Annotated in this window: 24 protein-coding genes, 2 tRNA genes and 1 rRNA gene; 9 read left to right on the forward strand and 18 right to left on the reverse strand. The window is 51.8% G+C overall.

Annotation, left to right across the window (positions count from 1 at the left end):
* The 3 genes from rrf to dkgB form a co-directional block, all read left to right on the forward strand.
* A 5S ribosomal RNA gene (gene rrf / locus FTE26_RS20130) occupies positions 1-75 on the forward strand; the annotation flags it as partial.
* A 193-nt stretch (positions 76-268) separates the two neighbouring features.
* Positions 269-345, forward strand: a tRNA-Asp gene (locus tag FTE26_RS00780).
* Positions 346-507: 162 nt separating this feature from the next.
* Positions 508-1,311 (forward strand): 2,5-didehydrogluconate reductase DkgB, encoded by an 804-nt coding sequence (gene dkgB / locus FTE26_RS00785; protein ID WP_000997037.1) that lies wholly within the window; start codon positions 508-510, stop codon positions 1,309-1,311.
* Here the strand turns inward: dkgB and yafC are convergent.
* A complete protein-coding gene (gene yafC, locus FTE26_RS00790) occupies positions 1,308-2,222 on the reverse strand; it encodes a DNA-binding transcriptional regulator YafC (RefSeq protein WP_000648572.1) in 915 nt (304 codons plus the stop codon). The two genes, dkgB and yafC, sit on opposite strands and share 4 nt — an antisense overlap.
* Before the next feature lie 240 nt (positions 2,223-2,462).
* Here yafC and FTE26_RS00795 point away from each other — a divergent pair, with 240 nt between their 5' ends.
* A complete protein-coding gene (locus FTE26_RS00795) occupies positions 2,463-3,263 on the forward strand; it encodes an endonuclease/exonuclease/phosphatase family protein (protein WP_001230963.1) in 801 nt (266 codons plus the stop codon).
* A 77-nt stretch (positions 3,264-3,340) separates the two neighbouring features.
* Positions 3,341-4,111 (forward strand): class I SAM-dependent methyltransferase, encoded by a 771-nt coding sequence (locus FTE26_RS00800; protein ID WP_000211726.1) that lies wholly within the window; start codon positions 3,341-3,343, stop codon positions 4,109-4,111.
* A 47-nt stretch (positions 4,112-4,158) separates the two neighbouring features.
* Here the strand turns inward: FTE26_RS00800 and mltD are convergent, their stop codons facing one another.
* Positions 4,159-5,517 (reverse strand): murein transglycosylase D, encoded by a 1,359-nt coding sequence (gene mltD, locus FTE26_RS00805; RefSeq protein WP_000644685.1) that lies wholly within the window; start codon positions 5,515-5,517, stop codon positions 4,159-4,161.
* A gap of 71 nt (positions 5,518-5,588) precedes the next feature.
* Positions 5,589-6,344 (reverse strand): hydroxyacylglutathione hydrolase, encoded by a 756-nt coding sequence (gene gloB, locus FTE26_RS00810; RefSeq protein ID WP_001052720.1) that lies wholly within the window; start codon positions 6,342-6,344, stop codon positions 5,589-5,591.
* A gap of 33 nt (positions 6,345-6,377) precedes the next feature.
* Here gloB and FTE26_RS00815 point away from each other — a divergent pair, with 33 nt between their 5' ends.
* The gene (locus tag FTE26_RS00815) at positions 6,378-7,100 is read left to right on the forward strand and encodes a class I SAM-dependent methyltransferase (RefSeq protein ID WP_001297210.1); all 723 of its coding nucleotides are present in this window, start codon (positions 6,378-6,380) and stop codon (positions 7,098-7,100) included.
* Here FTE26_RS00815 and rnhA read toward each other — a convergent pair.
* On the reverse strand, positions 7,097-7,564 hold the full coding sequence (gene rnhA / locus FTE26_RS00820) for a ribonuclease HI (protein WP_000917881.1): 468 nt from the start codon (positions 7,562-7,564) through the stop codon (positions 7,097-7,099). The genes FTE26_RS00815 and rnhA overlap by 4 nt on opposite strands.
* Before the next feature lie 64 nt (positions 7,565-7,628).
* Between rnhA and dnaQ the strand changes: the two genes are divergently transcribed.
* From dnaQ to FTE26_RS00835, 3 genes are all read left to right on the forward strand, one after another.
* Positions 7,629-8,360 (forward strand): DNA polymerase III subunit epsilon, encoded by a 732-nt coding sequence (gene dnaQ / locus FTE26_RS00825; protein ID WP_001297205.1) that lies wholly within the window; start codon positions 7,629-7,631, stop codon positions 8,358-8,360.
* Between the two features lie 132 nt (positions 8,361-8,492).
* Positions 8,493-8,569: transfer RNA gene (locus tag FTE26_RS00830), tRNA-Asp, on the forward strand.
* Positions 8,570-8,898: 329 nt separating this feature from the next.
* Positions 8,899-9,684, forward strand: a complete 786-nt coding sequence (locus FTE26_RS00835) for a hypothetical protein (RefSeq protein ID WP_001086145.1) — start codon at positions 8,899-8,901, stop codon at positions 9,682-9,684.
* 136 nt (positions 9,685-9,820) lie between these two features.
* Here FTE26_RS00835 and ykfM read toward each other — a convergent pair whose 3' ends face one another.
* The 14 genes from ykfM to FTE26_RS00905 form a co-directional block, all read right to left on the reverse strand.
* Positions 9,821-10,300 carry a protein YkfM gene (ykfM, locus tag FTE26_RS00840; protein WP_001236649.1) on the reverse strand — a complete coding sequence of 160 codons (480 nt, stop codon included), beginning with the start codon at positions 10,298-10,300 and terminating at the stop codon, positions 9,821-9,823.
* 9 nt (positions 10,301-10,309) lie between these two features.
* Positions 10,310-11,224 carry a hypothetical protein gene (locus FTE26_RS00845; protein WP_000908077.1) on the reverse strand — a complete coding sequence of 305 codons (915 nt, stop codon included), beginning with the start codon at positions 11,222-11,224 and terminating at the stop codon, positions 10,310-10,312.
* Between the two features lie 43 nt (positions 11,225-11,267).
* Positions 11,268-11,750, reverse strand: a complete 483-nt coding sequence (locus FTE26_RS00850) for an Hcp family type VI secretion system effector (protein WP_001284199.1) — start codon at positions 11,748-11,750, stop codon at positions 11,268-11,270.
* Between the two features lie 23 nt (positions 11,751-11,773).
* The gene (locus FTE26_RS00855; protein WP_001087754.1) at positions 11,774-13,126 is read right to left on the reverse strand and encodes a VasL domain-containing protein; all 1,353 of its coding nucleotides are present in this window, start codon (positions 13,124-13,126) and stop codon (positions 11,774-11,776) included.
* 10 nt (positions 13,127-13,136) lie between these two features.
* Positions 13,137-16,571 (reverse strand): type VI secretion system membrane subunit TssM, encoded by a 3,435-nt coding sequence (gene tssM / locus FTE26_RS00860; protein WP_122985420.1) that lies wholly within the window; start codon positions 16,569-16,571, stop codon positions 13,137-13,139.
* Between the two features lie 108 nt (positions 16,572-16,679).
* A complete protein-coding gene (tssA, locus tag FTE26_RS00865) occupies positions 16,680-18,092 on the reverse strand; it encodes a type VI secretion system protein TssA (protein WP_001240530.1) in 1,413 nt (470 codons plus the stop codon).
* A gap of 4 nt (positions 18,093-18,096) precedes the next feature.
* Positions 18,097-18,840, reverse strand: a complete 744-nt coding sequence (gene vasI, locus FTE26_RS00870; protein WP_000088859.1) for a type VI secretion system-associated protein VasI — start codon at positions 18,838-18,840, stop codon at positions 18,097-18,099.
* Positions 18,837-21,674, reverse strand: coding sequence for a type VI secretion system ATPase TssH (tssH, locus tag FTE26_RS00875; protein WP_072649719.1), 2,838 nt, complete (start codon positions 21,672-21,674; stop codon positions 18,837-18,839). The genes vasI and tssH overlap by 4 nt, the downstream gene beginning before the upstream one ends.
* A gap of 8 nt (positions 21,675-21,682) precedes the next feature.
* On the reverse strand, positions 21,683-22,444 hold the full coding sequence (icmH, locus tag FTE26_RS00880; RefSeq protein WP_000343302.1) for a type IVB secretion system protein IcmH/DotU: 762 nt from the start codon (positions 22,442-22,444) through the stop codon (positions 21,683-21,685).
* 4 nt (positions 22,445-22,448) lie between these two features.
* The gene (tssK, locus tag FTE26_RS00885) at positions 22,449-23,780 is read right to left on the reverse strand and encodes a type VI secretion system baseplate subunit TssK (RefSeq protein WP_000246437.1); all 1,332 of its coding nucleotides are present in this window, start codon (positions 23,778-23,780) and stop codon (positions 22,449-22,451) included.
* Positions 23,781-23,782: 2 nt separating this feature from the next.
* Positions 23,783-24,307, reverse strand: coding sequence for a type VI secretion system lipoprotein TssJ (tssJ, locus tag FTE26_RS00890; RefSeq protein WP_001080149.1), 525 nt, complete (start codon positions 24,305-24,307; stop codon positions 23,783-23,785).
* Entirely contained in the window at positions 24,304-25,584 is a 1,281-nt protein-coding gene (gene tagH, locus FTE26_RS00895; protein WP_001113725.1) for a type VI secretion system-associated FHA domain protein TagH, read from the reverse strand. Before tagH ends, tssJ begins: the two co-directional genes overlap by 4 nt.
* A gap of 24 nt (positions 25,585-25,608) precedes the next feature.
* A complete protein-coding gene (gene tssG / locus FTE26_RS00900; RefSeq protein ID WP_000348806.1) occupies positions 25,609-26,691 on the reverse strand; it encodes a type VI secretion system baseplate subunit TssG in 1,083 nt (360 codons plus the stop codon).
* Positions 26,655-26,897: type VI secretion system baseplate subunit TssF (locus FTE26_RS00905; protein WP_272457363.1), on the reverse strand; the 243-nt coding region annotated here is incomplete at its 5' end. The genes tssG and FTE26_RS00905, both read right to left, overlap by 37 nt.

A 26,897-nucleotide genomic window follows, 5' to 3' on the forward strand; every position in this document is an offset into this window, starting at 1 on the left:
GAACTCAGAAGTGAAACGCCGTAGCGCCGATGGTAGTGTGGGGTCTCCCCATGCGAGAGTAGGGAACTGCCAGGCATCAAATTACGAAGAATGGCACTGATCTTTGAGGCAGTTCACTACTCGATAAGAGAGTAGGACAAAAGCGAAAGCTTTTGAACGTTGCGAAGCAACGGCCCGAAGGGTGAATCACGAAGTGATTCATAAACTGCCAGGCATCAAATTAAGCAGTAAGCCGGTCATAAAACCGGTGGTTGTAAAAGAATTCGGTGGAGCGGTAGTTCAGTCGGTTAGAATACCTGCCTGTCACGCAGGGGGTCGCGGGTTCGAGTCCCGTCCGTTCCGCCACTTATTAAGAAGCCTCGAGTTAACGCTCGAGGTTTTTTTTCGTCTGGATATCTATTATTGCCAGAATCGCAAAAATCCTCTGCGTTTTACGCTCTTTTTCCGCAACAGTCTGAAGCCCATAATCACCTCAGTTAACGAAAATAGCATTAAAAGAGGCATATTATGGCTATCCCTGCATTTGGTTTAGGTACTTTCCGTCTGAAAGACGACGTTGTTATTTCATCTGTGAAAACGGCGCTTGAACTTGGTTATCGCGCAATTGATACCGCACAAATCTATGATAACGAAGCCGCAGTAGGTCAGGCGATTGCAGAAAGTGGCGTGCCACGTCATGAACTCTACATCACCACTAAAATCTGGATTGAAAATCTCAGCAAAGACAAATTGATCCCAAGTCTGAAAGAGAGCCTGCAAAAATTGCGTACCGATTATGTTGATCTGACGCTAATCCACTGGCCGTCACCAAACGATGAAGTCTCTGTTGAAGAGTTTATGCAGGCGCTGCTGGAAGCCAAAAAACAAGGGCTGACGCGTGAGATCGGTATTTCCAACTTCACGATCCCATTGATGGAAAAGGCGATTGCTGCTGTTGGCGCTGAAAACATCGCTACTAACCAGATTGAACTCTCTCCTTATCTGCAAAACCGTAAAGTGGTTGCCTGGGCTAAACAGCACGGCATCCATATTACTTCCTATATGACGCTGGCGTATGGTAAGGCCCTGAAAGATGAGGTTATTGCTCGTATCGCAGCTAAACACAATGCGACTCCGGCACAAGTGATTCTGGCGTGGGCTATGGGGGAAGGTTACTCAGTAATTCCTTCTTCTACTAAACGTAAAAACCTGGAAAGTAATCTTAAGGCACAAAATTTACAGCTCGATGCCAAAGATAAAAAAGCGATCGCCGCCCTGGATTGCAACGACCGCCTGGTTAGCCCGAAAGGTCTGGCTCCTGAATGGGATTAAGCCTCTCTGACAGCTCCTCCGGGAGCTGTTTTTACATGCTCGCTAAGGAAATCGATAAAAGCCCGGATGCGCGTACTTACCGCACGGTCGCTGTAATAGACTGCACTGAATGGCATTTCCACTGGCAACACTTTATCTGCCATTAACTCCACCAATTCTCCGCGAGCGATTTCTTTGTCGATCATGTAGTCGGACAAACACGCAATCCCGTTGCCACTCAGGCAAAGCTGTTTCAGTGTTTCCCCACTATTGGATGACAAACCGTACTTCACCTCATGTAATTGTCCATCGCTACGGGCTATCGGCCAGGTATTGAGGGAAGCGGGTTCAGTGAATCCCAGGCAAATATGTTGCTTTAAATCGTCGATCGTTTCTGGCTTCCCGTAGCGGGAAATATAATCGGGGGAGGCGATAATTTTTCGATAACTATTAAATAACGGCCTGGCACGTAAGCTGGAATCCGTTAACGTACCGGCGCGTATCGCGACATCAACTTTTCTTTCGATCAAATTAATAATCGTTTCGGAGGAGACTAGCGACAAAGTGACTTCCGGATAGCGTTCACGGAAAGGCTTAATCAACGGCATCAGAAAGTGCAGCACCACTGGAGTTGCGGCATCGATGCGCAACAGTCCACGCGGTGTATTACGCGTCTCCATAATTTCTGATTCTGCCGCTGCCATCTCCTGCAAAATTGACTGTACGCGACGAAAATAACGCTCGCCTTCTTCCGTCAGGCTAAGTTGTCGCGTGGTCCGATTAAGCAGGCTAACGCCAAGTTTCATCTCCAGCTTTTTCACTGCCCGGCTTACCGCTGAGTTTGCTTGCCCTAATTGTTCCGCTGCCCGGCTAAAGCTGCCGCTTTCGACGACCGAAACAAAAATGGCGAGTTCTTCCGACGTGGCTTTCATTTTTGCTCCTGTTGCAAAATAGAAGAGATATTTTGAATTTATTTGTCATTAAACCATCAGGATGCGTGATATGTCATCCGATTTAATGTTCTCAACAATGAGCAAAATTCTGACCGGTGTAAGCACTTGCTTACATAACAATATACAATTGCTCGTTGAAAGAGTGAGCTAAAATCCCTATAACAGTAGAACCCTCCCGAGTGCGGAAGGGTTGACGTAATAGAGGTTTCAAAGTCAAAAGTGCGAAAAAACACCTATGCCATGCGCTATATTGCCGGACAACCTGCGGAAAGGATCTTACCGCCGGGGTCTTTTGCGAGCATCGGCCAGGCATTACCACCTGGGGAACCGTTAAGTACCGAAGAGCGTATTCGGATCCTGGTGTGGAACATATACAAACAGCAACGCGCTGAATGGTTGTCGGTATTAAAGAACTACGGCAAAGATGCACATCTGGTGTTATTGCAGGAAGCGCAGACAACGCCAGAGTTAGTACAGTTTGCGACCGCTAACTATCTTGCCGCCGATCAGGTACCCGCTTTCGTACTGCCACAACATCCTTCTGGCGTAATGACCCTTTCGGCGGCACATCCAGTGTATTGCTGCCCGTTACGTGAACGAGAACCCATTTTGCGTCTGGCGAAGTCGGCACTGGTGACGGTCTATCCATTACCTGATACCCGCCTGTTGATGGTGGTTAATATACACGCCGTCAACTTCAGTCTGGGCGTGGATGTTTATAGTAAGCAGTTACTTCCTATTGGCGATCAGATAGCTCATCACAGCGGCCCGGTCATTATGGCGGGAGATTTCAATGCCTGGAGCCGTAGAAGGATGAACGCGTTATATCGCTTTGCGCGGGAAATGTCGCTGCGCCAGGTGCGTTTTACCGACGATCAGCGCCGTCGGGCGTTTGGCCGTCCGCTCGATTTTGTTTTCTACCGTGGTCTGAACGTCAGCGAAGCTTCTGTACTGGTTACGCGCGCTTCCGATCACAATCCGCTACTCGTTGAATTCAGTCCCGGCAAACCTGATAAATAAGGTATGTCAGGTCTGCCACAGGGCAGACCAAAGTTTGGCGCTGCCCTTTTATACTCAAATAACAAAAGGACAGCGCAATGACAACACAATCCCACCATGACCACGTAGAAAAGCAGTTTAGCTCGCAGGCCAGTGAGTATTTAACCAGTACCGTACATGCATCCGGGCGAGATTTACAGCGCCTGGCGGTGCGTCTGGCTGATTATCCTGATACAAGTGTACTTGATATGGGCTGCGGAGCAGGGCATGCCAGCTTTGTCGCTGCGCAGAACGTGAGCGCGGTGGTGGCGTATGACTTATCTGCCCAAATGCTGGATGTCGTGGCACAAGCTGCCGAAGCCCGGCAACTGAAAAATATCACCACCCGCCAGGGTTATGCCGAAAGTCTGCCATTTGCCGATAACGCATTTGATATTGTTATCAGCCGTTATTCTGCCCATCACTGGCATGATGTTGGTGCAGCACTGCGAGAAGTGAATAGGATATTGAAACCTGGCGGTAGGATGATTGTGATGGACGTAATGTCTCCGGGTCATCCAGTGCGCGACATCTGGTTACAGACGGTAGAAGCATTACGCGATACCTCTCACGTACGAAACTACGCCAGCGGTGAGTGGTTGAGGTTAATCAATGAAGCCAATCTGATAGTTGATAATTTAATTACAGATAAGTTACCGCTGGAATTTTCTTCATGGGTCGCGAGAATGCGTACGCCAGAAGCGTTAGTAGACGCTATTCGCATTTACCAACAGAGCGCATCGACAGAGGTGAGAACGTATTTTGCCTTGCAGAATGATGGCTCTTTCACCAGTGATATCATCATGGTAGAAGCACATAAAGCAGCATAAATAAAAAAGGCACCGGGGGAATCGGTGCCTTTTTATTATCTGGTTTGTCAGGAATCTGGCATGTTGTTGTTTTTCACAAACAACGTCAGCTTGTCGCCTGGTTGCAGATTCGCAGTGTCGCTGTTCCAGCGCATCACATCTTTGATGTTCACGCCGTGGCGTTTAGCAATGCTTGAAAGCGAATCGCCTTTGCGCACACGATACGTAATGCTATCGCTGTTGTTTGCCAGTCGCTGTGCGCTACTGCCTGCACCAATCGTCAAACTTTGGCCTGGCTTCAGCTTAGATCCGCGCAGTTTGTTCCACTGCTGCAAATCTTTGGTGCTTACGCCGAGACGTGAAGCGATACTTGAAAGCGTGTCGCCAGAGCGTACGGTGTAAACACGGCTGTTAAGCGGCGTATTGTCGGCAACCAGCGTCGACTGTACAGCAGCAATTTCGCCTGAAGCGAGAGATTCACGCAGTTGATCTGCATGCTTCTTTGGCACCATCACGTATTGCGGACCACTTGCGCCCAGCGTGGAGCCTTTCACGCCAGCGTTGAATGTCTTCAGCTTGCTGACGGAAATCCCCGCCATATCTGCAACCTTCGCCATTTCAACCGGGCTGCTCAGGTGCACACGCGCCAGAGCACGGCTTTCATCGGTCGTTGGCAGACGTACGCCATAACGCTTGCTGTTTTTGAGAATATCACTCAATGCCAGCATTTTAGGCACGTACTGCTTCGTTTCCTGCGGCAACGGTAACGACCAGAAGTCCGTGGATTTCCCACGCGCTTTGTTCGTTTTAATTGCCTTCATGACCCGACCTTCGCCGCTGTTATAAGCCGCTACGGTCAGAAGCCAGTCGCCGTCAAACATCTTGTTCAGACGCTGCATCATGTTCAGCGCGGCAGTTGTTGAAGCAACAACATCGCGACGCGCGTCATAATTGCGGGTCTGTTTCAAACCATAATTGCGCCCCGTGCTCGGAATGATCTGCCAGATGCCTGCGGCATTGGCGCCAGACGTTGCGTGAGGATCAAAAGCGCTCTCCACTATGGGTAGTAGTACCAGTTCCATAGGCATGTTACGTTTTTTAACTTGCCCGGCTATCCAGTACATATACGGCTCTGCCCGTAAAGTTACATCGTGGAGATAGCTCTTATTGCGTAAATATTTCTGTTTCTGTTCGCGAATCCGGTCATTTTCCGGAATTCCCATCTTTAGCTCGTCGCCAATGAAAGCCCACAAGTCACCATCTGGCGCGATAGACGTCCCATCGTCCATCCATCGTGCCTGACTTGTAAACTTTGCTGCTTCCCCTTGACCAGCTGCAGAAAGGCTCTGTGCGTGCTGTTGAACGTTGCCGGTACTCTGGCAACCCACGAGCAGGACAGAGGCGAGTAATATCGCTTTTGCCTTCATGTGTGTGTCAATAGTTGCTTAAAAGACGACCGATCATAACGGCGAACGGAGCCGATGACAAGAAAGTTTTATCAGAACCTATCTTTCTTTGACCTTAACCATGCAAAACGCTCTTCAGGTTGTTGCAATAATGTTTCTTCATTAATTACATTAATTAAATCAATATCTTCCGTTCTTAAAAAAACATTAATTTGCCGCTCATTTTTCAGAATTACGGGTAGTGTTATTTGATTTTTTGCCCGTAACTCCTTAACTTTACGATAATAATCATTTATGGACAAATCGTGCGGAAGAATACTCAAAGCAAACTTCATATTTGATAACGTATATTCATGAGCACAACATACCAATGTATCGTCAGGTAACGCACTTAACTTATTAAGTGATTGATACATTTGTGATGCTGTCCCTTCAAACAACCTACCACACCCACCAGAAAACAGCGTGTCGCCGCAAAATAGATAAGGTTTACTGAAGTAACAGATATGTCCTAAAGTGTGACCCGGTGTGGCAATTACACTAAATTCATGCCCCAAAACGAAGGCAGTTTCGCCATCTTTGACTACCTGTGTTGTTCCCTTATCTTGTGTCTCTTGTGGACCATACACCACAATTTGCGGAAACTTTTCCACCAGTTCTTTTACGCCGCCAACGTGATCGTGATGATGGTGGGTGAGAAATATGGCCTCCGGTTGCCAGTTATTGGCGGCAATGGCGTTTAATACTGGCTCTGCGTCTCCGGGATCGACAATCAGGCAGCGACCTGCTTCATCATTCAAAACCCAGATGTAATTGTCATCAAAGGCGGGAATACTGTTAAGATTCATAGATTACCTCTTAGTGTGAAACGGAAGGTTGTGATGAAACCGGCAAGAGTCCCTCAAACTGTCGTGGCTCCTGATCGCTGGGGCGATTTGCCCTGGGGAGAGCTTTATCGCAAGGCGCTGGAGCGCCAGCTCAACCCGTGGTTCACTAAAATGTATGGTTTTCATCTGCTTAAGATTGGCAATTTAAGCGCAGAAATCAATTGCGAAGCGTGCGCGGTTTCTCATCAAGTGAATGTTTCTGCGCAAGGAATGCCCGTCCAGGTGCAGGCGGATCCACTTCATCTTCCTTTTGCCGATAAATCCGTTGATGTTTGTCTACTGGCACATACATTGCCGTGGTGCACCGATCCGCATCGTTTATTGCGTGAAACCGATCGGGTATTGATTGATGATGGCTGGCTGGTGATTAGTGGCTTCAATCCCATTAGTTTAATGGGATTACGCAAACTTGTGCCGGTATTGCGAAAAACCTCGCCCTATAACAGCCGGATGTTTACTCTGATGCGGCAACTGGACTGGCTCTCTTTGTTGAATTTTGAAGTGCTGCACGCCAGCCGTTTCCACGTTCTCCCGTGGAACAAACACGGAGGAAAACTATTGAATGCGCATATTCCTGCGCTTGGTTGCTTACAACTTATTGTTGCCCGGAAACGGACTATTCCTTTAACGCTAAACCCGATGAAACAGAGTAAAAACAAGCCACGAATTCGCCAGGCGGTTGGAGCCACCCGGCAATGTCGTAAACCACAAGCTTAAACTTCGACTTGGTAGCCCGTATCGTCCAGTGTGGGATTCATTGCCGCAGCACGAGCCAGTTCATCACAGCGTTCGTTTTCCGGGTGTCCGGCATGGCCTTTAACCCATTCCCATTTGATTTGATGTTGCCCTAGGGCAGCATCAAGACGTTGCCAGAGATCGACATTTTTTACTGGTTTTTTGTCTGCGGTTTTCCAGCCACGTTTTTTCCAGTTATGGATCCACTGGGTGATACCCTGGCGGACATACTGGCTGTCGGTACTCAAAATGACTTCGCAATGTTCTTTTAACGCCTCCAGCGCGACAATAGCGGCCATCAACTCCATACGGTTGTTGGTGGTGCGGGTGTAGCCTGCGCTAAAGGTTTTCTCGCGTCCGCGATAGCGTAAAATAGCGCCGTAACCCCCAGGTCCTGGATTGCCCAGACACGAACCATCGGTGAAAATTTCTACCTGTTTAAGCATCTCTGGTAGACTTCCTGTAATTGAATCGAACTGTAAAACGATAAGTCTGACATAAATGACCGCTATGAGCACTGCAATTACACGCCAGATCGTTCTCGATACCGAAACCACCGGTATGAACCAGATTGGTGCGCACTATGAAGGCCACAAGATCATTGAGATTGGTGCCGTTGAAGTGGTGAACCGTCGCCTGACGGGCAATAACTTCCATGTTTATCTCAAACCCGATCGGCTGGTGGATCCGGAAGCCTTTGGCGTACATGGTATTGCCGATGAATTTTTGCTCGATAAGCCCACGTTTGCCGAAGTAGCCGATGAGTTCATGGACTATATCCGCGGCGCGGAGTTGGTGATCCATAACGCAGCGTTCGATATCGGCTTTATGGACTACGAGTTTTCGTTGCTTAAGCGCGATATTCCGAAGACCAATACCTTCTGTAAGGTCACCGATAGCCTTGCGGTGGCGAGGAAAATGTTTCCTGGTAAGCGCAACAGCCTCGATGCGTTATGTGCCCGCTACGAAATAGATAACAGTAAACGAACGCTACACGGGGCATTACTCGATGCACAGATCCTTGCGGAAGTTTATCTGGCGATGACCGGTGGTCAAACGTCGATGGCTTTTGCGATGGAAGGAGAGACACAGCAGCAACAAGGTGAAGCAACAATTCAGCGCATTGTACGTCAGGCAAGTAAGTTACGCGTTGTTTTTGCGACAGATGAAGAGCTTGCAGCTCATGAAGCCCGTCTTGATCTGGTGGAGAAGAAGGGCGGAAGCTGCCTCTGGCGGGCATAAATACCTGTAAAAGGCGCTAAAAATAGCGGCTTGGGCGATTTTTGCAGCAAACGATTCAAAAGATGAGAAAAACCGTTGACGAAGGGTGAGGCAATCCGTAATATTCGCCTCGTTCCCAACGGAACACAACGCGGAGCGGTAGTTCAGTCGGTTAGAATACCTGCCTGTCACGCAGGGGGTCGCGGGTTCGAGTCCCGTCCGTTCCGCCAAATTCACTCATGAAAATGAGTTCAGAGAACCGCAAGATTTTTAATTTTGCGGTTTTTTTGCATTTAAATCCCGCTATTTCTTCGGTCTATGGTTTTGTTATGCTGTAAATGTGTTAATCACATATGGTAGACCATATCATTAATATTTAATCATACTATCGAATCATTCAATTTAAATATATTTGAATGTTATGATTTTCATTTTTCTATTGATTTAATGAATTTATATATACTGTTATTTTTGTTTGTTCTGATTCAAGTGGAGTATATAATTAAAAATCGTTAGCTAAACATTACCATGATTATGACAGGCGAGGGAGTGTCCAATTATGAATTCAAAAAAGCTTTGTTGCATATGTGTGTTATTCTCGCTGCTTGCAGGATGTGCCTCTGAATCTTCTATTGATGAAAAGAAGAAAAAAGCTCAAGTCACACAAAGTAATATTAATAAAAACACTCCCCAGCAACTGACAGACAAAGATTTATTCGGTAATGAAACCACTCTGGCCGTATCCGAAGAGGATATTCAAGCTGCGCTTGATGGAGATGAGTTCCGCGTTCCCCTTAATTCTCCTGTAATACTTGTTCAATCCGGCAACCGCGCACCGGAAACCATTATGCAGGAGGAGATGCGAAAATATTATACTGTTTCCACACTCTCTGGTATCCCGGACAGGCAAAAGCCTCTGACTTGTAACAAAAACAAAGATAAAAATGAGAACGAGGATGTTGCCAGTGCTGAGAATATGAACTGGATGCAGGCACTGCGTTTTGTGGCTGCAAAAGGACATCAGAAAGCGATTATTGTTTACCAGGATACATTGCAGACAGGAAAATATGACTCTGCGCTGAAATCAACAGTATGGTCCGACTATAAAAATGAAAAACTCACCGACGCTATCTCCCTGCGCTACCTGGTACGTTTCACGCTGGTGGATGTGGCAACAGGTGAGTGGGCTACCTGGTCGCCGGTGAATTATGAATATAAAGTGCTTCCACCATTGCCCGACAAGAATGAAGCCAGTACGACTGATATGACAGAGCAGCAAATCATGCAACTTAAGCAAAAGACCTATAAAGCGATGGTAAAAGATTTGGTTAACCGCTATCAATAATAAATTATATCTGCCGCCAGGAATTTCTGGCGGCAATAATACAAAATTCTTTGCATAAGAAATTTTTCTTGACAAAGACAGTGCAAGAAAGGACATGGAATCCGGAGTTAAAAACTGTTTGTTTTAGAATATTTAATTATTTAACTGCTGAATCTTCCTTGCGAGAAATATATTCATTATTACATTTCATGCCATTTTTAATATAGATTGCTCCTGGGAAAATCCCCGTATTATTACCGCAGGGGTGATAATTAGCATTGACATATCCTGTGACAAAAGGAGCTATTAAAGGTGCTATTACGATAGCTATTAGTAAAAATATAAGAGTTAGCTGTATTGTTATGTCTGTGGCGAAATTGACTACCTTCGTTTTTTTGATTAAGAATGATTTTATTATCGTAAGTAAAATTACATGAACATTTAAAAAGGAAAACGACATGAAACCAAAGCACAGAATCAACATTCTCCAATCATAAAATATTTCCGTGGAGCATTTTATTATTGAATATAGAGGTTTAACTCCGGTAAAAAACAAAGAAGCATTGAATGCAGGGAAAAATAATATGGCCATAAAAAACATCGAAAGAAACTCTTTTAATTTAACATGTAAACGCATGGTTAATCCTCATATCACGGGTGGAGTGTTAAGAACATACATAAATGGAGTCATGTTTTCCCTTTTCCATTTATCAAGTTCCTGTTGCCGTTTTAGTCCATCTCTAATTGCATATTTTAATTTTTCTGATAAATGGCATTGAGCATCGATTTCATTTAAAACAACTGTACACACTATCCCTGTCAGTAAAATTGCTCCTCCGACAAGAATTACTGGAAAGCCAAAGCTAACACAGGCAAAAGAAGCCAGGCTTCCAATAGCGGTTGCAACACCACCGGCTATAACTGCTTTGGCCACATCCATTGAAAAATCGCCAAGAAAATTAACCAGATCTCGCTCTGAACTCATAATAAATTCTATGGTTCTCCAGGCTACTGAAAACCAGATACAGAACTTAACTCCTTTTATTGATTCAGATAAAGCTCCTCGCCAGCCAATAGCGAGTTCCAGAACTTGAGGCGCTCGTGAAGAGAAAATATATTTACCGAGCTTTTCTAAAAGCAAGGGGCTGGATGTTGTGATTTTTATATATTTCTCTCCAAGTATTTCAAAGTAACTTGCTTTTGTATACTTTAAGGCATTAAGGTTAAATATAATTTTCCCATTGTCATCAAACTCAGTCATTAATTTACTCGCGTTAACTAACCAGGCGAGTGTATCTTTTATACCTGAAGGATGTGTAGTGATAAAATGAATGTAATCAAATGATGTTATTGGGCTGAGTATTTTTTTTGCAACATCAAGTGTCAAGAGAATAACATGATGAGTGTTCTGATGCCTTAACTCATCAATGAGTGGGACGTCGTTAAGATAAGGGTGCTGAGGTACTAGCTGGTTTATCGGCTGAGCCCCCCGAAGAATGTCACCCACATAATCAGCCCACTGTGCATTCTGTGTGTTGTTGTTACTCCTTAAACCAGCCATTTTATCTCTCCGCAATAGTAATTTATTATGTTATTACAGTAAGTTACTGTACACGATCCTGCCATTTACTCATTGCATTCGTACCGGCTAACGTATGCTCCCAGGAAATATCTTCATAAATAAAGGCAATTCTCTCCTGTGGTTCCAGTTCTTTTTCCAGGACAGCATGCGGTGTGACAAAATCAATACTTGATATTCGGGCTTTTGACAGATTTATTTTATAATAAGGCTGGTAAATACCCGCTTTACTGGTTCGGTAGAGTATAAATTCACATATTGCCATTTTTTCATTGTCACTAAGTGCTTTTGCCAGCAATGGTGAGGATTTATCAACCGGTTTGGTGATAATTAATTCATGATGATTGACATTTTGACTTCTTGAGATGGAATGCATTAACGCATAAACCATGATCTGATCTTTATGTTCTGGCTGCGCTTTGTTTCCGACAGAATCAAGCGTTGAGCAACCTGCTGAAATTAGCCCTTGTGTCTCTCCACTCAAAGATAAATAACTTATATTTGCCATGATAATCTCCTTTAATTAAATAATTATTTTTCGGCCGTGGTACCGGTTGCCGCCTCTGGCATGACGTTATTCTTCAGCAGCAGCCAGCGGCTTAACACGCCTTCGAGTCGCTCATTAATTTGTTTTTCCAGCGCATCTGTATTCTGCTTCTGCGCACGGGCATCATGGTACTGCGTCAACAGAGACTCAACGGGTGTTTCCTGCCCCAGTCCCCGCTCCGCCTGCCAGATGACATTTTTGATATAGGAAAGGGTTAGTCCCTCTTTCTCGCGCTGCATCACTAGATCTGCAAAAGCATGTAAGTCCTGGCGGGTCTGCAACCAGCCACGCAACTGCGGGCTACTCTGTGCGCGGGTTTTGAGTGCCTCATTCCATTGTGTCGAGGCCTGTTGCTGTTGCAGGCTTTCCGGCCAGCGACTGTCGGCAACACGCATCATCTGCATCCCGGTTTCCAGCGGCTGTACCGGGGAGGTATCAAGAAGTTGTTGCAGCCTGCGCTCATAGTTTTCGAGTTCAGGTGAGGCCATCCACACCGTTGCTGCGCCCTGAGCGGTGTCGTTAACCTGTAACAGTTGCTGCTGCACCGGATAGACCTGCCACCACCACAATGCTGAGGCGACAGCCACTGAACAGGCGATCCCTGCGATAAACCCTCTTACCGTACTGCCTTGATTTATCACACTGGCCTGTGGGGGATTCTCTGTCAGACTGCGAACTTCCACTTTCATCTCAGGCAGGCCGGGCAGGGGAGGCACTACCGCTTCTGGTGTGGAAGATGCCTGTGTTTCCGGGGCATAAATCAGCGTTCTGACCGTGGTCTGTGCGGCGTTCTCAGTGTTACTCTTCAGCTGGGGTCCAAGCCGTTTACGCGTGTTCTGCATAAAATAGAGCAGATTCTCCACGCGCGGAACGCGCTTCAGTTCCACCTGCTGGAGCTTATCGCAGATAAGCTGCAATGCCCGCTCTGTGCGGTAGATCAGTGGTAGGTCGGATTCCGCAAAGGAGATTTGCTGACGCAGAATATTGCCGGTTCGGGAGTTAAACCAGTCCAGCATTTCAGTACGCGCCGGGCCGCCCTGCGGCCAGAACTTATCCCAGTCGTGGCTTACCATTGCCGCCAGCAGTTCCGCACCTTCGCAGAATCCCGCCAGTCCCTGGGTCCGTGTCCGGGCAAGCGTATAGTAGGTGGCGGTGTGTAAATCCACACCGTTGGCTTTAAAAATCGCCAGCGCCAGCGACTCCACCAGTTTCCAGTTCAGCTCAGGCTGTGACGGGTGGCTGGCTTTGTTTATTTCCTCGCGGATGGCGCTGAATTCCGGCAGCCCGCGCGGGTCACTGCCGGTAACGATAGTTTGTGTCAGTACGTTACTATTCATCCCTGCCTCCTCAGTACAGTGTGTCTGACAGACCAAACTGGCTGAACAACCCACCGCTGAACGGGTTATCTTCCGTGTCGGTATGCACACGGTAGGTCATCGCGCCACCGTCCACGCTAAAGCGCACGGTAAAGTTGCCATCCTGTACTCCGGTCAGTTGTCCGGCCCCGAACAGGCGGAACTGCGCCCACGGCCCGCTGAAGCTGATACTGCGCGGCGCGTTGCCGCTGGTGCCGATGAGCGTCAGCTTACTTTCGTTGCCTTCGCGCATGTTGTTAGGCCAGACCAGATGGGCGGTATAGTTACGGCCCTGGCTGTAATCGACTAACTGACCGTCAAGGTTCAGTACACTGCGGCGTTTATTGCCTGAAAGCGATACCGTTTCCACGGCAAAGGATGTTCCCAGACCGTTCTGTTTGCTGAAGAAGATGTCACGGATTTTCTGCGCAGTTTCCAGTTGCGCAATAATATCTTCGCGAATAATGACGTTGTTATCGCCATCCTCCAGACTCAGGTCATTATCGATAAACAGCTTCAGGTTCTGCTGGTAGAAGGTATCCAGTATGCCATCCGGTTTAAAGAAGCGTTCGAAGGCATCCAGTGAGGCATCCTGTGCAGAACGCGGATTAAACGGATAGTTATTTGCCAGTTGCTCGTTAAACGGTTTCACCACGCTGTCGCGCCAGTCCACTTCCATATAATGAACAGCCTCCACCATCACCACATGCCAGGCCTGGTCAGCCAGCCTGCCAACCCAGCGGTTGAGCGGAGCAGGCAGCGTTTTTGCCATCTGGCGGGTGGCGAATATCGGATCGCTGCTGTTCTGATCAAGCCGTAACTGCACGGCTTTCAGCGCCGATTTTCCTGGTACAGGCGCGTTCTGGATTGCCAGCAGGTAGCGGTGCAACTCGGTGAGTTGCTGATACACGGCCTGCATCGTGCTTTCTTTGTCTTTCTGTACTGCCAGGGTACTGTTTTCCGGGGCGAATTCATGCCCGAGGCGGGTGAGTAACTGGTAATCCGGCTCTGCCAGGGCTTCCTCCCGTTCTTTGGCAGAGAGTTTTTCAGAAAAGACGCCTGGCTGTGTGTTGTCACGCAGCACGGTTAGCGCCCGCTGCAAAGGCTGGTCGCCGCTGATAACCTGCTCCAGCGCCCCGGTCAGTTGTCCGATGGACTCAAAATTGCGGATATTCAGATTGTCCATCCCGGCCCGCCAGGTGGCGGTGTAGTCGCTGATATACTGCTCGGTCAACTGGCGCTGGATTTCCGCGCGGTCGGCGTCACTGTATTTCACGCTGCGGGTAAGGTTAAGTACCCAGGAATCCATCGCCGTCAGTTCAACCAGTTCATCGCGCTGTTTTACAAAATAGCTTTGCAGGCCGTAACGGGTAAGAAACTGTGGAACAACCAGTTTGTTGTCATCGGCAGATGTAAACACCTGGTCAAAGGTTGGCCCTACCTGGTCACGCAGATTGAGGTCGGCAGGAAGAACGCCCAGCGCCCGCGTTTTCAGGCTCTGGTAAACCCGCTGGTAGACAGGCAGTTTGCTCAGTTCTTTCTGTGCTGATACCACGGGCTTGTCATATGGCGTCCAGCGGCTGATGGCGTCACCGTCGCCCGCCTGACGCTCTGCGTGCCAGTCAGTATGAGCCAGCGCGTAGTCAAGATGGGACATCAGTTGTGCCTGGATATCGCGCTGACCGTGGAACTTTTCGCTCCAGCGTTTTGCCATATACTGCTTCACCACCTGATTGTTACGTCCGCTTTTGTCCTCCAGCATTCGCATCACGCGCAGCACCGCGAGTTTTTCTTCACTCTCCGGCGGCGCGGCGTTCAGCTCTTTGACCAGCCCGTTAAACAGCGAGGGCAGGTAACGTTGCTCCAGCAGTTGCAGATAGGTCTGTTCCACATAAGGCCCGATACGTCGTCCCTGGTACAGTCCCATATCGGCCAGACGGCTGCGGTCGCCCCAGTCGCCATAGGCCAGTGTGGCATCGCGTACCGGGTTCAGGAGCGGCAGTTGCAGGTTGCCAAAGTCATCTTCCCCCTGCGGAGGCGGCACGTCCATAAAGGCTTTGGCCTGCTTAAGCACGGTGATGCCAGACTGATAGTTACCGTTGTAATAGTGATGCCAGCCGGTGATGAGCAGCAGTGCTGCCACGCCGCCTGTGGCAGAGAAAACCGTCAGGCGGCGACGGGAACGTATCAGCCAGGCGCGGCTCTCTGTTGCCAGATTAGGCTCTGCGAGTAATGCCTGCGGGAACAGGCTGCGGGTGAAATAAGGCGCGGTGTCCACCAGGGGCCAGGACGCCAGTGGGTTATTGCCCAGCCGGTACTGGCGGGCGGCAGACTGGGTGAATATATCATCCATCTGTCCACGCTGAAGCGAAGAGGTGAGATAGACACCACGCAGCATCACGTTCATATTTTCGCCATCAAGCAGACCCTCAAGCAGTGACACCAGCGGTTCACGGCTTCCCTGCATCTGGCGGGAAAAACTGAATAAAGACGCGCGGGTGTGAGTCTGAGCGACCATCAGATCCGGCAACGCCAGATTCATTCGATCCACCCATGTCTGCCAGAAAGCATTCAACTCTGTTCGCCAGTCATCATTTTCATGGGCACGGCGGGTGAACGTGACGCCCAGAATCGCATCGCGATCCTGTCTGTTCAGGGACTGAAACAGGGCGGCAAAACCCTGCAATAAATCAAGCCGGGTAAGTACCACGTAAACCGGTAACTGGCAGTGAAGATGCTGGCGTATATCCTGCAAGCGGCTGCGCAGCGCCTGTAACAGATGCTCGCGGCGGCGTTTGTCTGCGGTAAGCAGATCGGGTAAATCGAGTGTCAGAATAATCCCATTCAGCGGCTGGCGCGCGCGCTTTTCTTTCAGCCAGCCGAGGGCATGTTCCCACAGACGGCGATGCAGGATATCCGCATCAGCGGGAGCGCAGAGTGTGCCGTCGATATCAAAGATCACCGCCTGTTTACCGACATGGGGCGTGAGGTACAGGCGTTGTTCTGCGCCGCGTGCGCCCTCCGGGGCATAAATAATGTCGGACGGAAACCCCTCGCGCAGCAGTGTCGTTTTGCCACTGCCCGCCGGGCCGATGACCATATACCACGGCAACTGCCACAGGAAACGGCGGTTGTCGAGATGGCGTTGCAGGCGCAGCAGCCAGCGGTCAAGATAACGCTGCTGGGCGTTCAGTTCCACGCTGAGCGGATCAACGGCTTCCTCGCGCTGTTGCTTTTGCATTTTTTCAAGCTGTTGCAGGCGCTTCATCACCCGGACGGTAAGCCACATCAGGGCAATAATCCCCCACGCCGCCGTTGCCAGCCAGCGGTTCGCCAGTGGTTTGAGCCACTGTTCTTCATACAGCGTCCACGTCGGGCCTTTCCACCAGATCCACACCAGCAGAAAAATCCACGCCAGTATCAGCAGCCAGAAAGCAGAGACTTTAAACCGGGGCATCGCCGGTCGCAGGGCTGATTTGAGTCCGCTGAGTAGTCGGGGTGTTGGTAATCTGAACACAAAAACTCCTGTTCTCTTTTATTGTTCTGCCGTGAATTTTTGTTCTAGCTGCTCAAGCAGGGACGGCTCCCAGTCTGCCACCATCATCTGCAATCCCATCCTGAACAACATCCGGTACTGCTGCTGCGCAAGCTGTACCAGCCCCGCCTCTTCCGTCAACTGTGCGGCAAGGTACTGGCGGTGAAACTGATCGCGGGGATCGCCTTCGGGTAGCATGTCCAGATATCGCAGCGCCGCCTCCAGACCCTGCTCAGCAAAACAGGCTCTGGCTGCCTTCGATTCCTCACCGATTTGCGCAACCGGTGCAACTTTGGCGTCGGGCGAAGCTGCCAGCCATTGTTTCGTCTGCTCACTGATAAACGGTGTGTGGTCATTAAACAGCAGCCCGGTAAGCTGGGGCAGACGCTCAAGGAAGCGGATGACCTCATCGCGGATGGCGTCTGCCACCTGTTTGTAACCCAGACGCAGCGCCGTCTGTGCAGAAAGGCAGTGACCATCCAGCCAGTAAGGAGCCAGCAGTACGCTTTTCTCCACCTGCTGCCACAGCGCCATATCGGCACTACCGAGCTGAGCATGGTAATCTGCCACCATATCGGCGGAGACCGCAGCCAGTGGAGTACGGCCATCGCTTTCCGCCTGGGGCGTACTGGTGATGTTCTGCCAAAGCGCATGGCGGCGCAGACGGTAGCCCTGCGGTGAATCCGGCTGGCGTTCACATAAAATGGCCGCCACTTTTAACAGCGTGTCGCGCCAGGCTTTGTCGTCGTGACTGTCGATGACGATTTGGGGAGCCGGAGCACTGGGTTGCGTCACGCCGCTTTCAGACGTGGCGGTGGTCTGTGGTGAACTACCGGAGGCCGCCGGAGTGGGGACAGGAGCCGGTGCCGCACGATTAAACGCACGCTGGTACAGGGCAAAAAGATCATCAGTAGCCTGTGCCAGTTCCGGGGCGTTATGTGACTGCCAGCATTGCGCCAGTTTTGCCAGTTCCCCTGACAGCGCATCGCGCTGCGCTGTGGCGGCGTTCTGTGAAAAAACTTCAATACCTGTTTCAAAGCGTTTAATGACCTGGCTGGCAAAGCGTTTTTTATGCGCCATATTCTGCGGCGCAGCCACCGCCCAGTAATGCTCCACATACAGCGCCAGCAGGCGCAATGCGAGATGAGGATCACCGGCGTGTTGCAGGGTTCTCAGCAGATGCGCCAGCAGACGAAAATCCTTACTCTCCGAAGCCAGAATGACCAGCCCCCGGCGCTGGAGTTCCGGGATATCCAGTTGACTGTGGGCCAGCGATCCCAGCTTGACGATTTCGCCGTCGATATACTCCCAGTTCGGGTTGTCATCTTTCAGCGCCGATGCCAGTTTCTCTTCCGGCAGGTTTTCCAGCAGGTGCGATATCCAGACATTCGGATCGCGTAAGTCCATTGCCATATTTTTATTCTCCCGCCCAGTGGCAGGCATCGCGCAGGGGAGCAATCGCCCTTGCCAGCCCGTCAATGTTAAAGGTCAGCTTTCCGGCGGCATTGTCTGCGCCGGTATCCACCGTCAGCGTTTTTGCGCCGAACAGTTGCTTAATTTCATCAATCCCGGATAACCCCCGGCTGGACTCCAGCAGGGTGCCGTTCTCGCGCACAAACCAGTGGCTGCGCAATGCCCGGTTGTCGGCATTCAGAGTGACGGCGATATCATGGACATCCAGAGGGTGCATCAGCGCCACCTGCATCCGGGTGATATTGTCCACGCAACTGAACATCAGCACCGGGCGTGGCGGAACATGACCGATAGCCGGGGTGGTTATCACCACCGTCGGGCGCTCCCCCGGCACCTGCGTCACCAGCAGCTCTGTGGTGTTGCCCTGGCGGTGTTTTTCCTGTTCCGTGGCGCGGGTCCAGGCTTCGCCCACAAAACCGGCTTTGACCAGCGCCCCGTCAAACCCTGACGGGGACAGCGGTGCCAGCAGGCGGTCATAGCAGTCAAGCCGCTCCAGCGCCGCGGACTCCCGCCGACAGGACTGCATGGCCTGTAACGTGGCTGTCGCATCCGGCGGGGTCGTGGTGGCGACGGCGACCGCCACACCGGCCATTGACGATGCTTCTGCGGGCGCGGCAGTGGCGGGTAAGCCCGTCATCAGGCCCGCGATAAACCATCCTGTCTGCCGGAAAACGCGCAACCTGCTCATAAAACCGTTTCATCCTTTGTGACGGACTCGTCGTTCTGAGCATCTTCCACGTCTGCCGTAAATGCGCCGTCCACTGCCGACAACCGAATCCGGGCAACCGCCGTATTCGCCGCCATTTTCTGCAACAGCAGCAGGGAGAGCGGCGGCAGCATATTGCCGTCGATGACCGATTCCAGCATCCTCGCGCCGTTTTCCGCGCGGGTGACGCGGCTCATGATTTCGTCCGTCACTTCCGGTTCTATAATCACCTCCGCGCCAAAGCGGCTGCGCAGCACGTTATCCAGGCGGGCCAGTTTCCCGGCAATGATGGTGGCGAGCGTCTCTTTCGACAGCGGCAGGTACGGCACCACTTCCATACGCGCCAGCAGGGCAGGTTTGAAGAAGTCGGCCAGCACCGGATACAGTACTTCCTGCATGGTTTCCGGGTCATCGGCATGCTCGACTATTACCTGGTAGCCGAGGTTGGACGTCAGGAAGAAGACGATATTTTTGCAGTCAATCAGGCGGCCTTCACCGTCTGCCATTTCGCCCTTATCGAACGCCTGGTAGAACAGGTTGAGCACATCCGGGTGCGCTTTTTCCACTTCATCGAGCAGTACTACCGAGTAGGGTTTCTGGCGAATCGCTTCGGTCAGTACGCCGCCTTCACCGTAGCCAACGTAGCCCGGAGGGGAGCCAATCAGTCGCGAGACGGTATGTTTCTCCTGGAACTCGGACATATTGATGGTGGTCAGGTACTGGCGACCGCCGTAGAGCAGCTCTGCCAGTTGCAGGACGGTTTCAGTTTTACCCACGCCGCTGGGGCCAGCCAGCAGGAACGCGCCCAGCGGGCGTCCCGGACGGCGCAGGTCGGCGCGTGCGGTCAGCAGGTGTTTGTGCAGGCTGGCAATCGCCAGGTCCTGGCCTTTGATGGTGTCGCCGAGCCATTTTGGCAGGTCGGTGATGACCGACATTTCATTCTGCGACAGGCGGTTAAGCGGCACGCCGGTCCATTCGGCAATCACCGCCGCAATCTGTTTTTTATCGACGTGCGGGGAAACCAGCAACCGGTCGTTATGCAGGGCGTCCAGTTCGGCAGTGAGATGTGCCAGACGTTGTACCGGGGAAACTGTTTCAGCGGTCTCTTCCGGCTGTTCGCTGCCAGCTTCATCAGCCGGTTCGGCACCGGTATTATCCTGCTCTGACTCTGACTCTGACTCTGACTCTGACTCTGACTCTGACTCTGACTCTGACTCTGACTCTGACTCTGACTCTGACTCTGACTCTGGCTGCGTATCCTCCACGGTATCTGCGTCCGGCAACGGCGCCGCATCGTCCTCTGCCACGCCCAGTAACTGCTGGCGCAGCGCAATAATCTCCCGGACCAGCGTCTGCTGCTGGTGCCAGGCCGCTTCCAGTTCATCCAGCGCCGTCAGCGTTTCATCATACTGCACCAGCACCTCGGTCATCCGTGATGTGTCGGTACGCAGTCCGATGCGAAGCTCGCGCTCAAGCTGGCGAATTTCCGCCTCCTGCTGGTGGCTCAGAGTGGTCAGCGCCGAGATTTGCTTCGGCGGCGACGACAGGTTGATGGCCACACGGGCGCAGGCGGTATCCAGCACATCAATCGCTTTGTCCGGTAACTGACGCCCGGAGAGATAACGCTCGCTTAATGTCGCAGCGGCCTGCAAGGCGTCATCATCAATCAGCACGCCGTGAGACTGTTCATAGACCGCCGACAGACCGCGCAGAATAATGGTGGCTTCGGCAGCGTTGGGTTCGCTGACCTTCACCAACTGGAAGCGGCGCGACAGGGCGGCATCTTTTTCGAAGTATTTTTTGTACTCGCTCCAGGTGGTGGCGGCGATGGTTTTCAGCTCGCCGCGCGCCAGCGCCGGTTTGAGCAGGTTGGAGATATCCAGCCCGCCCTGCTGGTTGCCCGCGCCAATCAGGGTATGTGCTTCGTCGATAAACAGAATGACCGGCACCGGGGAGGAAATGACCTCCGCCATCAGCCCTTTGAAACGTTTTTCGAATTCACCCTTCACCGACGCCCCGGCCTGCAATGCGCCCAGGTCAAGGGTCATGATATCGGTGTTTTTCAGCTTGTCCGGCACCTGGCCTGCCACGATGCGCAGCGCCAGCCCTTCAATCAGTGCGCTTTTGCCCACGCCCGCTTCGCCCACCACCACCGGGTTGTTTTTACGGCGGCGGCAGAGAATGTCGATCATCAGGTCGATTTCGTGGTCGCGGCACAGTACCGGGTCAAGCCTGCCGTTACGGGCGTCTGCGGTCATGTTTTTGGCATAGCGGGCAAGCAGGGTGTCAGAGGCGTCCGTCATTGTGCCTGCGCCTTTACCGTCTGCATCCGGCACGACTGATTCCGCCGACTCCTGTGTCCACTGCACAAAGTCCTGTTGCAGACGGTCACGGTTAATGCCGGTCAACAGCCGGGCGGCAGCAGGCGGTATATAACGCAGCGGCGAATGCAGCAGGGCCAGCAGCAACACGCCGCCGCGCAGTTCGCTGTGCTGCATCTCAGCCGACGCCAGCAGCCAGCCCTCTTTCAGCCACTCAACCAGCATCGGGGAAAACGCCGGGTAGCTGTCCGCAGAACGGGCGGTTGTGTAGTTCTCTACCGTCAGCGCCTGGCGCAACTCTTCCATGCCAATATCGCCCTGGCGGGTAATAACCCGCAGGTCACTGCGTGGCATGGTGAGCATCTGAATGAGCACATGGCTGACGGTAATTTCCGCTGCCTGCTGACTCATACATTCAGAGGCGGCCATCTCCAGCGCCTGGCGGGAGAACAGGTTCAGCCGTTTTACCAGCGTGGGAAGATCAATCTGGATCATAAACGTCCTTATCGAAGTAATTTGTTTAGCTGGTGCAGGATGTCCTGCGTCTGGCTGTCCAGCCGCAACAGATAGAACAGGTAAAACAACGCCAGCACGACAACGCCACCACAAAAAATATGTTTAACAGTCAGGCGACTGATGAGCTGATAACGCCCGCCCTGGGTTTTTTTGTCCTGGTGTAACAGCGGGAAAGGGGCATCGCCGCGCAGTTTATGCAGAACGTGGTACAGACGGCGGTAGATCTGCTCAAATTCCCCCTGATCCTGTGCTGCCACTTTGTAGCGCCCGCGAAATCCCAGAGAAAAACAGATCCAGAGAAATTCCAGCAGATCCTGGTAACGTTTGGGTTCACGGATCAGGCGCTCCAGCAGGATGAAAACTTTCTCTCCACCCCAGGCTTCGTTGTGGAAATGGACCAGCAATGACTGCTTGATCCACTCGTTCTTGTTTGACCAGCCGTTACCGAGCGCCGCTTCATCAATAAACGTGCAGAGGATGTAGCGAAACGAGATAATCACGCCCGGTTCGTAGCCCTGCTCCTGAAGCAGTTGCTCCACGGCCTGAACATCCGTCACCACCTGAGCAAAAAGATGCTCCGGCATCGTCTGGCTGTTCATGGTTGAAAGGCGCATTACCATACCGAGTAGCGGCGTGGCCGCGTCGATCATCGGATTCAGGCTGTTGCCACGAAGCGCGAGATGGTAGTTGCGCTGGCTTTTTTCGTCGTATCCGGTAAATGGTGGCAGAGACAGTGACCCCTCATCCATCGTCTTACCCTCTTATCGCCCACAGTTGCATGTTCAGATCCGGGAAACTGCCGGATACATGCAGTGCAACGGCCCCGGCGGCAGCCATTTCTGTCCAGGCCTGTCCGCTCTTGTCGAGTTCGAAATAGCTGAACCCGGAATGATAAGGAAGCTGGCGGGGAGCCACCATAAGGGCACGCAATGGAATACCGGGGATCTGCACACTGACCATATTGCGGATTTTTTCCGGCGAGGAAATTTTCGACTGCTGGATAAACTGACGCTGGATCTGATCGACCGGCACGTTTGCCGCCACGGCCAGCACAAAGGTGGCAGATTGCAGCAGTTCTGTGTCATGGATATCGGCCTGCCAGATACCGTCACGCAGATGCAGCGGCAGATTGACCGCTCTTGGCGACAGTACGGTATGTAGCGCCCGTTTGACTTCCGGTAACAGTGTTTTAAATGTTTTGGTCAGATCATGATGATCATACACATCAAGCGGGCAGGGCAGGCGCGACGGCTCGGTAAAGGTCATCAGTTCACCCAGCAACCCAGCAAGATCAAGGTAGAAATCTTCCGGGTGGAGCTGGGATCGGCGGGCGCGATGGGTAAACCGGGTCTGGTTACGGTTAAGTAACTGCAACATCATAAATTCCGCCACATCCGCGATGCCGCTCTGCGCCGGAGAGCCAATACGGTTTGCCAGATCGCTTGCCCGTCCGCCAATGGCCCCCTGTACCTCTTTGAGATAAACACGCAGTTTCTTACTGACCTGAATATTCTGGCAGGAGGGGATAAAATCGTCATCCAACGTCAGGGAGCCATCGGCATGGCGATCGCTGATACGGCAAAGCGGGAGCGTAATATAGGCGCTCATATCTTCTGCACCGCTCATAATGCGCGGCGTCAGTTGACCCAGCGTCAATGTTCGCGCGTCACCTTCTTCTGAATGCAAATCCCGGACATCGGCATAATTCAGCCGGTAACGCCCGATTCGCCGTCCGTCGCTGATTTCATTTCTCACATCACTGGCGACCGGCAGAGCGAGGTAGATATTGCGGCTTCTTTCGTCCGGAAAATTTTGCGGGTGCAGCGGATCGGGCAGTGCGTCCTGGTCGGGGATAGAAAAGACGGTGCCGTCGGGCAGTGTGCCTGACGCGCTGTCAATCATGATCTTACCCTGCGCCAGCAGTTCATTGTTGAGGGTGAGTTCGGTAAATCCCCAGGATAAATCATTCATGGCCCGGAAACGCTGGTTATCCAGGTAGTCGTTGTAACGCTGCTGTTGCTGGAAATGGTGTGGGCGCATCAGCATCCCTTCCTGCCACATCACCTTGTTGCGGGTGGTTGCCATAATTATTCATCCTCTTTTTTCATTTCGATGCTGCTTTGACGTACATGCACCAGCAGGCGGTAATGGTGGCCGGTTCCTTCCACCGTCTCGATTTGTTTCCATTCAGTGGCCTGGTCATCGGAGAAATAGGCCACGACACCAATAAACTGCGTTTTCTCATCCAGCTTTACCGGCGGCAGGGTTTTGATGGTGTCCGGCAACAGGTTGAAATCCTGGTGGTCGATATAGTTTTTACCCAGCACATCCGGTAGCGGCGTACTGGCTATCTGGTCATAGTCGGCTGCCAGCAATTTTGAGTCGTCAGTCAGGTACACCAGTTGCACATCCACGGCGGCTGATTCACCTTCCGCATTGGTATTGGTGTCCGGTTCGGTCAGCAGGGTGACGGTTATTTCCGAAGGTTGCTCCTTCAGGCTCCCGACCTGGATATCCGGGTTTTTGATCACCTCACTGATTTTTTTCGCCGTTTCGCAGCCGGTTAATATGACGCACATCAGCACGCAGGCCAGAAACGCCTTCCTGTTCATGCTTCCGGCTCCCGCTGTTTTTCACGAAGCACCCGGTCATAGACCTGGGCGTAGACCTCGTTAAACAGCATCTCAAACCCCTGCTGGCGATCGGAGGCCAGTTCTTCGTAATAATGGCTGTACATTTGCCATGCTCCGGCATCATCCAGCGGCTGGCGCAGTTCATGGCTGCGGCGGTACTGCACAAAGCGGCGCAGCAGATTTTGTGGTGAGAAAGCATCCAGCAGGACACGAAGCGACTCCACAATCGCTGCCCGGTTAGCTTCTTCGTGGTGGCGGACATTGCGCAGGCTTTCACTGACGGCGGCGGGAGCCGCCAGATGTACCGGGCTTTTACCTTCGGCAAACATTACGTCGAGCGCGGTGGCGTAATCCATGTTCAGGCGCAGCGGGTTATCTTCCAGCGGGCGCAAATGTTTGTCTGAGAGGCTGTTACGCTGCTGCTGCAAATCGAGCAGACCTTTTATTGCGGCCTGTAACGTTCGTCCGGCCTCCTCCAGAAAATCATCCGCATCGTCGGAATTGCTCATGGTAAGCGAGCCGCCAAGACCGCGCAGTAAGGGGGTGACCGCAAGGTGGCGTTGCGCCATTTCTGCCGCAGAGACGTCGTCATTACGATCGCCGGGGCTGGCATAAATGGGCGGCAGATCCATAAACGGAGTATTGATCCCCCCATTACTTGCCGGATCGGACAGCGGTGCCGATGGCCGGACAGCCGCAATGCCTGAAAGCGGATCGCCCGTGGTAATCAGGCTTTCGGACTGAAGTGCCTGGAGTGGATCGGCAGAAAAACCGTTTACCACGGTGTCTGCAAGTTGGTGCCGGTGAGTCATTCCCGGATAGTGTGGCGTACCCTCCGTTGATAGCAGGGTATCCGTGAGCATATCGCGATTGGTAACGATGGTTTCGGGAGTGGCCATTTCCTCATCGTAATGGGGAATATCTCCCCGGTTCAGATGAACCCTCACCATCAGCCGTCCGATCTGGATCTCATCGCCCTGGCGCAACTGTATTAGGTCTGATGTTGCTGTGACTTTTGCCTGATTCAGCCACAGTTGTGCCGTCTGCGGGCGCAGACAAAATGTGCCATCGTGCAGGATAACGGTAAAAGCCTGGGCCGGAATGCTCTGCTGACGATCCTGTACCGACCAGTGGCATTCGGGGCCATGGCCGACATTTCCCTGCTGTGTGAACAGACAGCGCGCCGCCCGTCCGCTTTCCAGCTCACTGCCGTTAATGACCTGCAATGAAAGCGTCTGTAGTTTCTCTTCCGGCATATTCTGCTCCGTGATTATCATAATTTACGACCGTACCCTGATGGTGACTGAGGGTCGTTCTTCCGGTGTGCCGAGGAAGCTGGTCCAGCCCAGCAGCGCACTTTTGTTATCGCCCAGGCGCATTGCGCCCACCTGCTCCGGCGCCAGCCCCAGATGTAAGTCCCAGGCAAGCTGATCGCGCAGGATGAAGGACACAAACATCGTCAGTGGCAGGAAGTTTTCGCCGGACGGCAGAAAAGAGAGGAACTGTTTTCGGGTCAGGCTGGTAATACTGAGCTGGAATTTTCCGCTGAGATCGGGCACCCGTGTACCCAGAACAAAGTTGCCCAGTACCGATCTTCCCGCCAGTTTTTCGCCATTTTTAAGTGAATAGCTCCCCAGACTATTTTGCTGATCCGGTTCAATATCCACCTTGCGACGCTGCCAGTTTTGCAGCGTCACTTCTGACAAATCAAAGCAGTGGGACACCAGGCCACAGATAATTTCCGGGGATCGCCCCGGGTTTGCCAGGATCCCGGAATACGCCAGCATTTTGCTGTGATTAATCGCCAGCTTATCGCGAAGCTGGCGGTGGCCCAGCCCGACAAGGGAGTACATGCGCTGCGAGAACGCATCCACACCGCCGTTACGAAAACTGATGTGATAGCGGTACTTACGCCAGATATGCCAGACAAACTGGGTCAGGCGGTGGCTGAACATATCCAGAAAATCACCTACCGGACTTTGTTCATGTACCGCTTTCCAGGCCAGGTGATCGAGGTAATAACCGGGGAGAGGCGACTGGCTCCCCTGTAACCCCATAAAGGTGGTGGTCATCCTGAATGCCCCTGACGTATCCCGTTTCAGCGCACTGATATCACTCAGGGGAAACGCAAGGCTGGCATCGGCGCTGAAACGCAGGGTTTCCTGTGTCGGATCGTCGCGCAGGGATAATTCTGGCGTCCCCTTTTCACCCTGTGCCAGGCGGTGCAACAGCTCCGCCATCGCAAAAAAATTGTAAGAGCAGGCGTTATGAAAAACCTGTGCCAGCGGCTCATTCTGCTCTTTATCTGCCGAGGGATTTCCCGGACTCAGATAAGAGGATGCTGCCCGGTTCTTTCCGTCCATTTCCATGTCTCCTGGCTTTCTGTGTTCACAACGGTCAGCATGTGGAATGAGTTAACGCTGGCGTACAGCGACAGAAAATGCGAAAGCACCGTACCGAGCAGATACATTTCCCCTTCACAGACATGTAGTGGCACACTAAATTTGGCCACCTGATGAAAGGTGATATTCTCACCACAACACAAAATAGGTGACTTAATGAACAAGAA

It is taken from the genome of Escherichia sp. S10b, from assembly GCF_028421345.1.
Lineage (GTDB): Bacteria > Pseudomonadota > Gammaproteobacteria > Enterobacterales > Enterobacteriaceae > ECMA0423.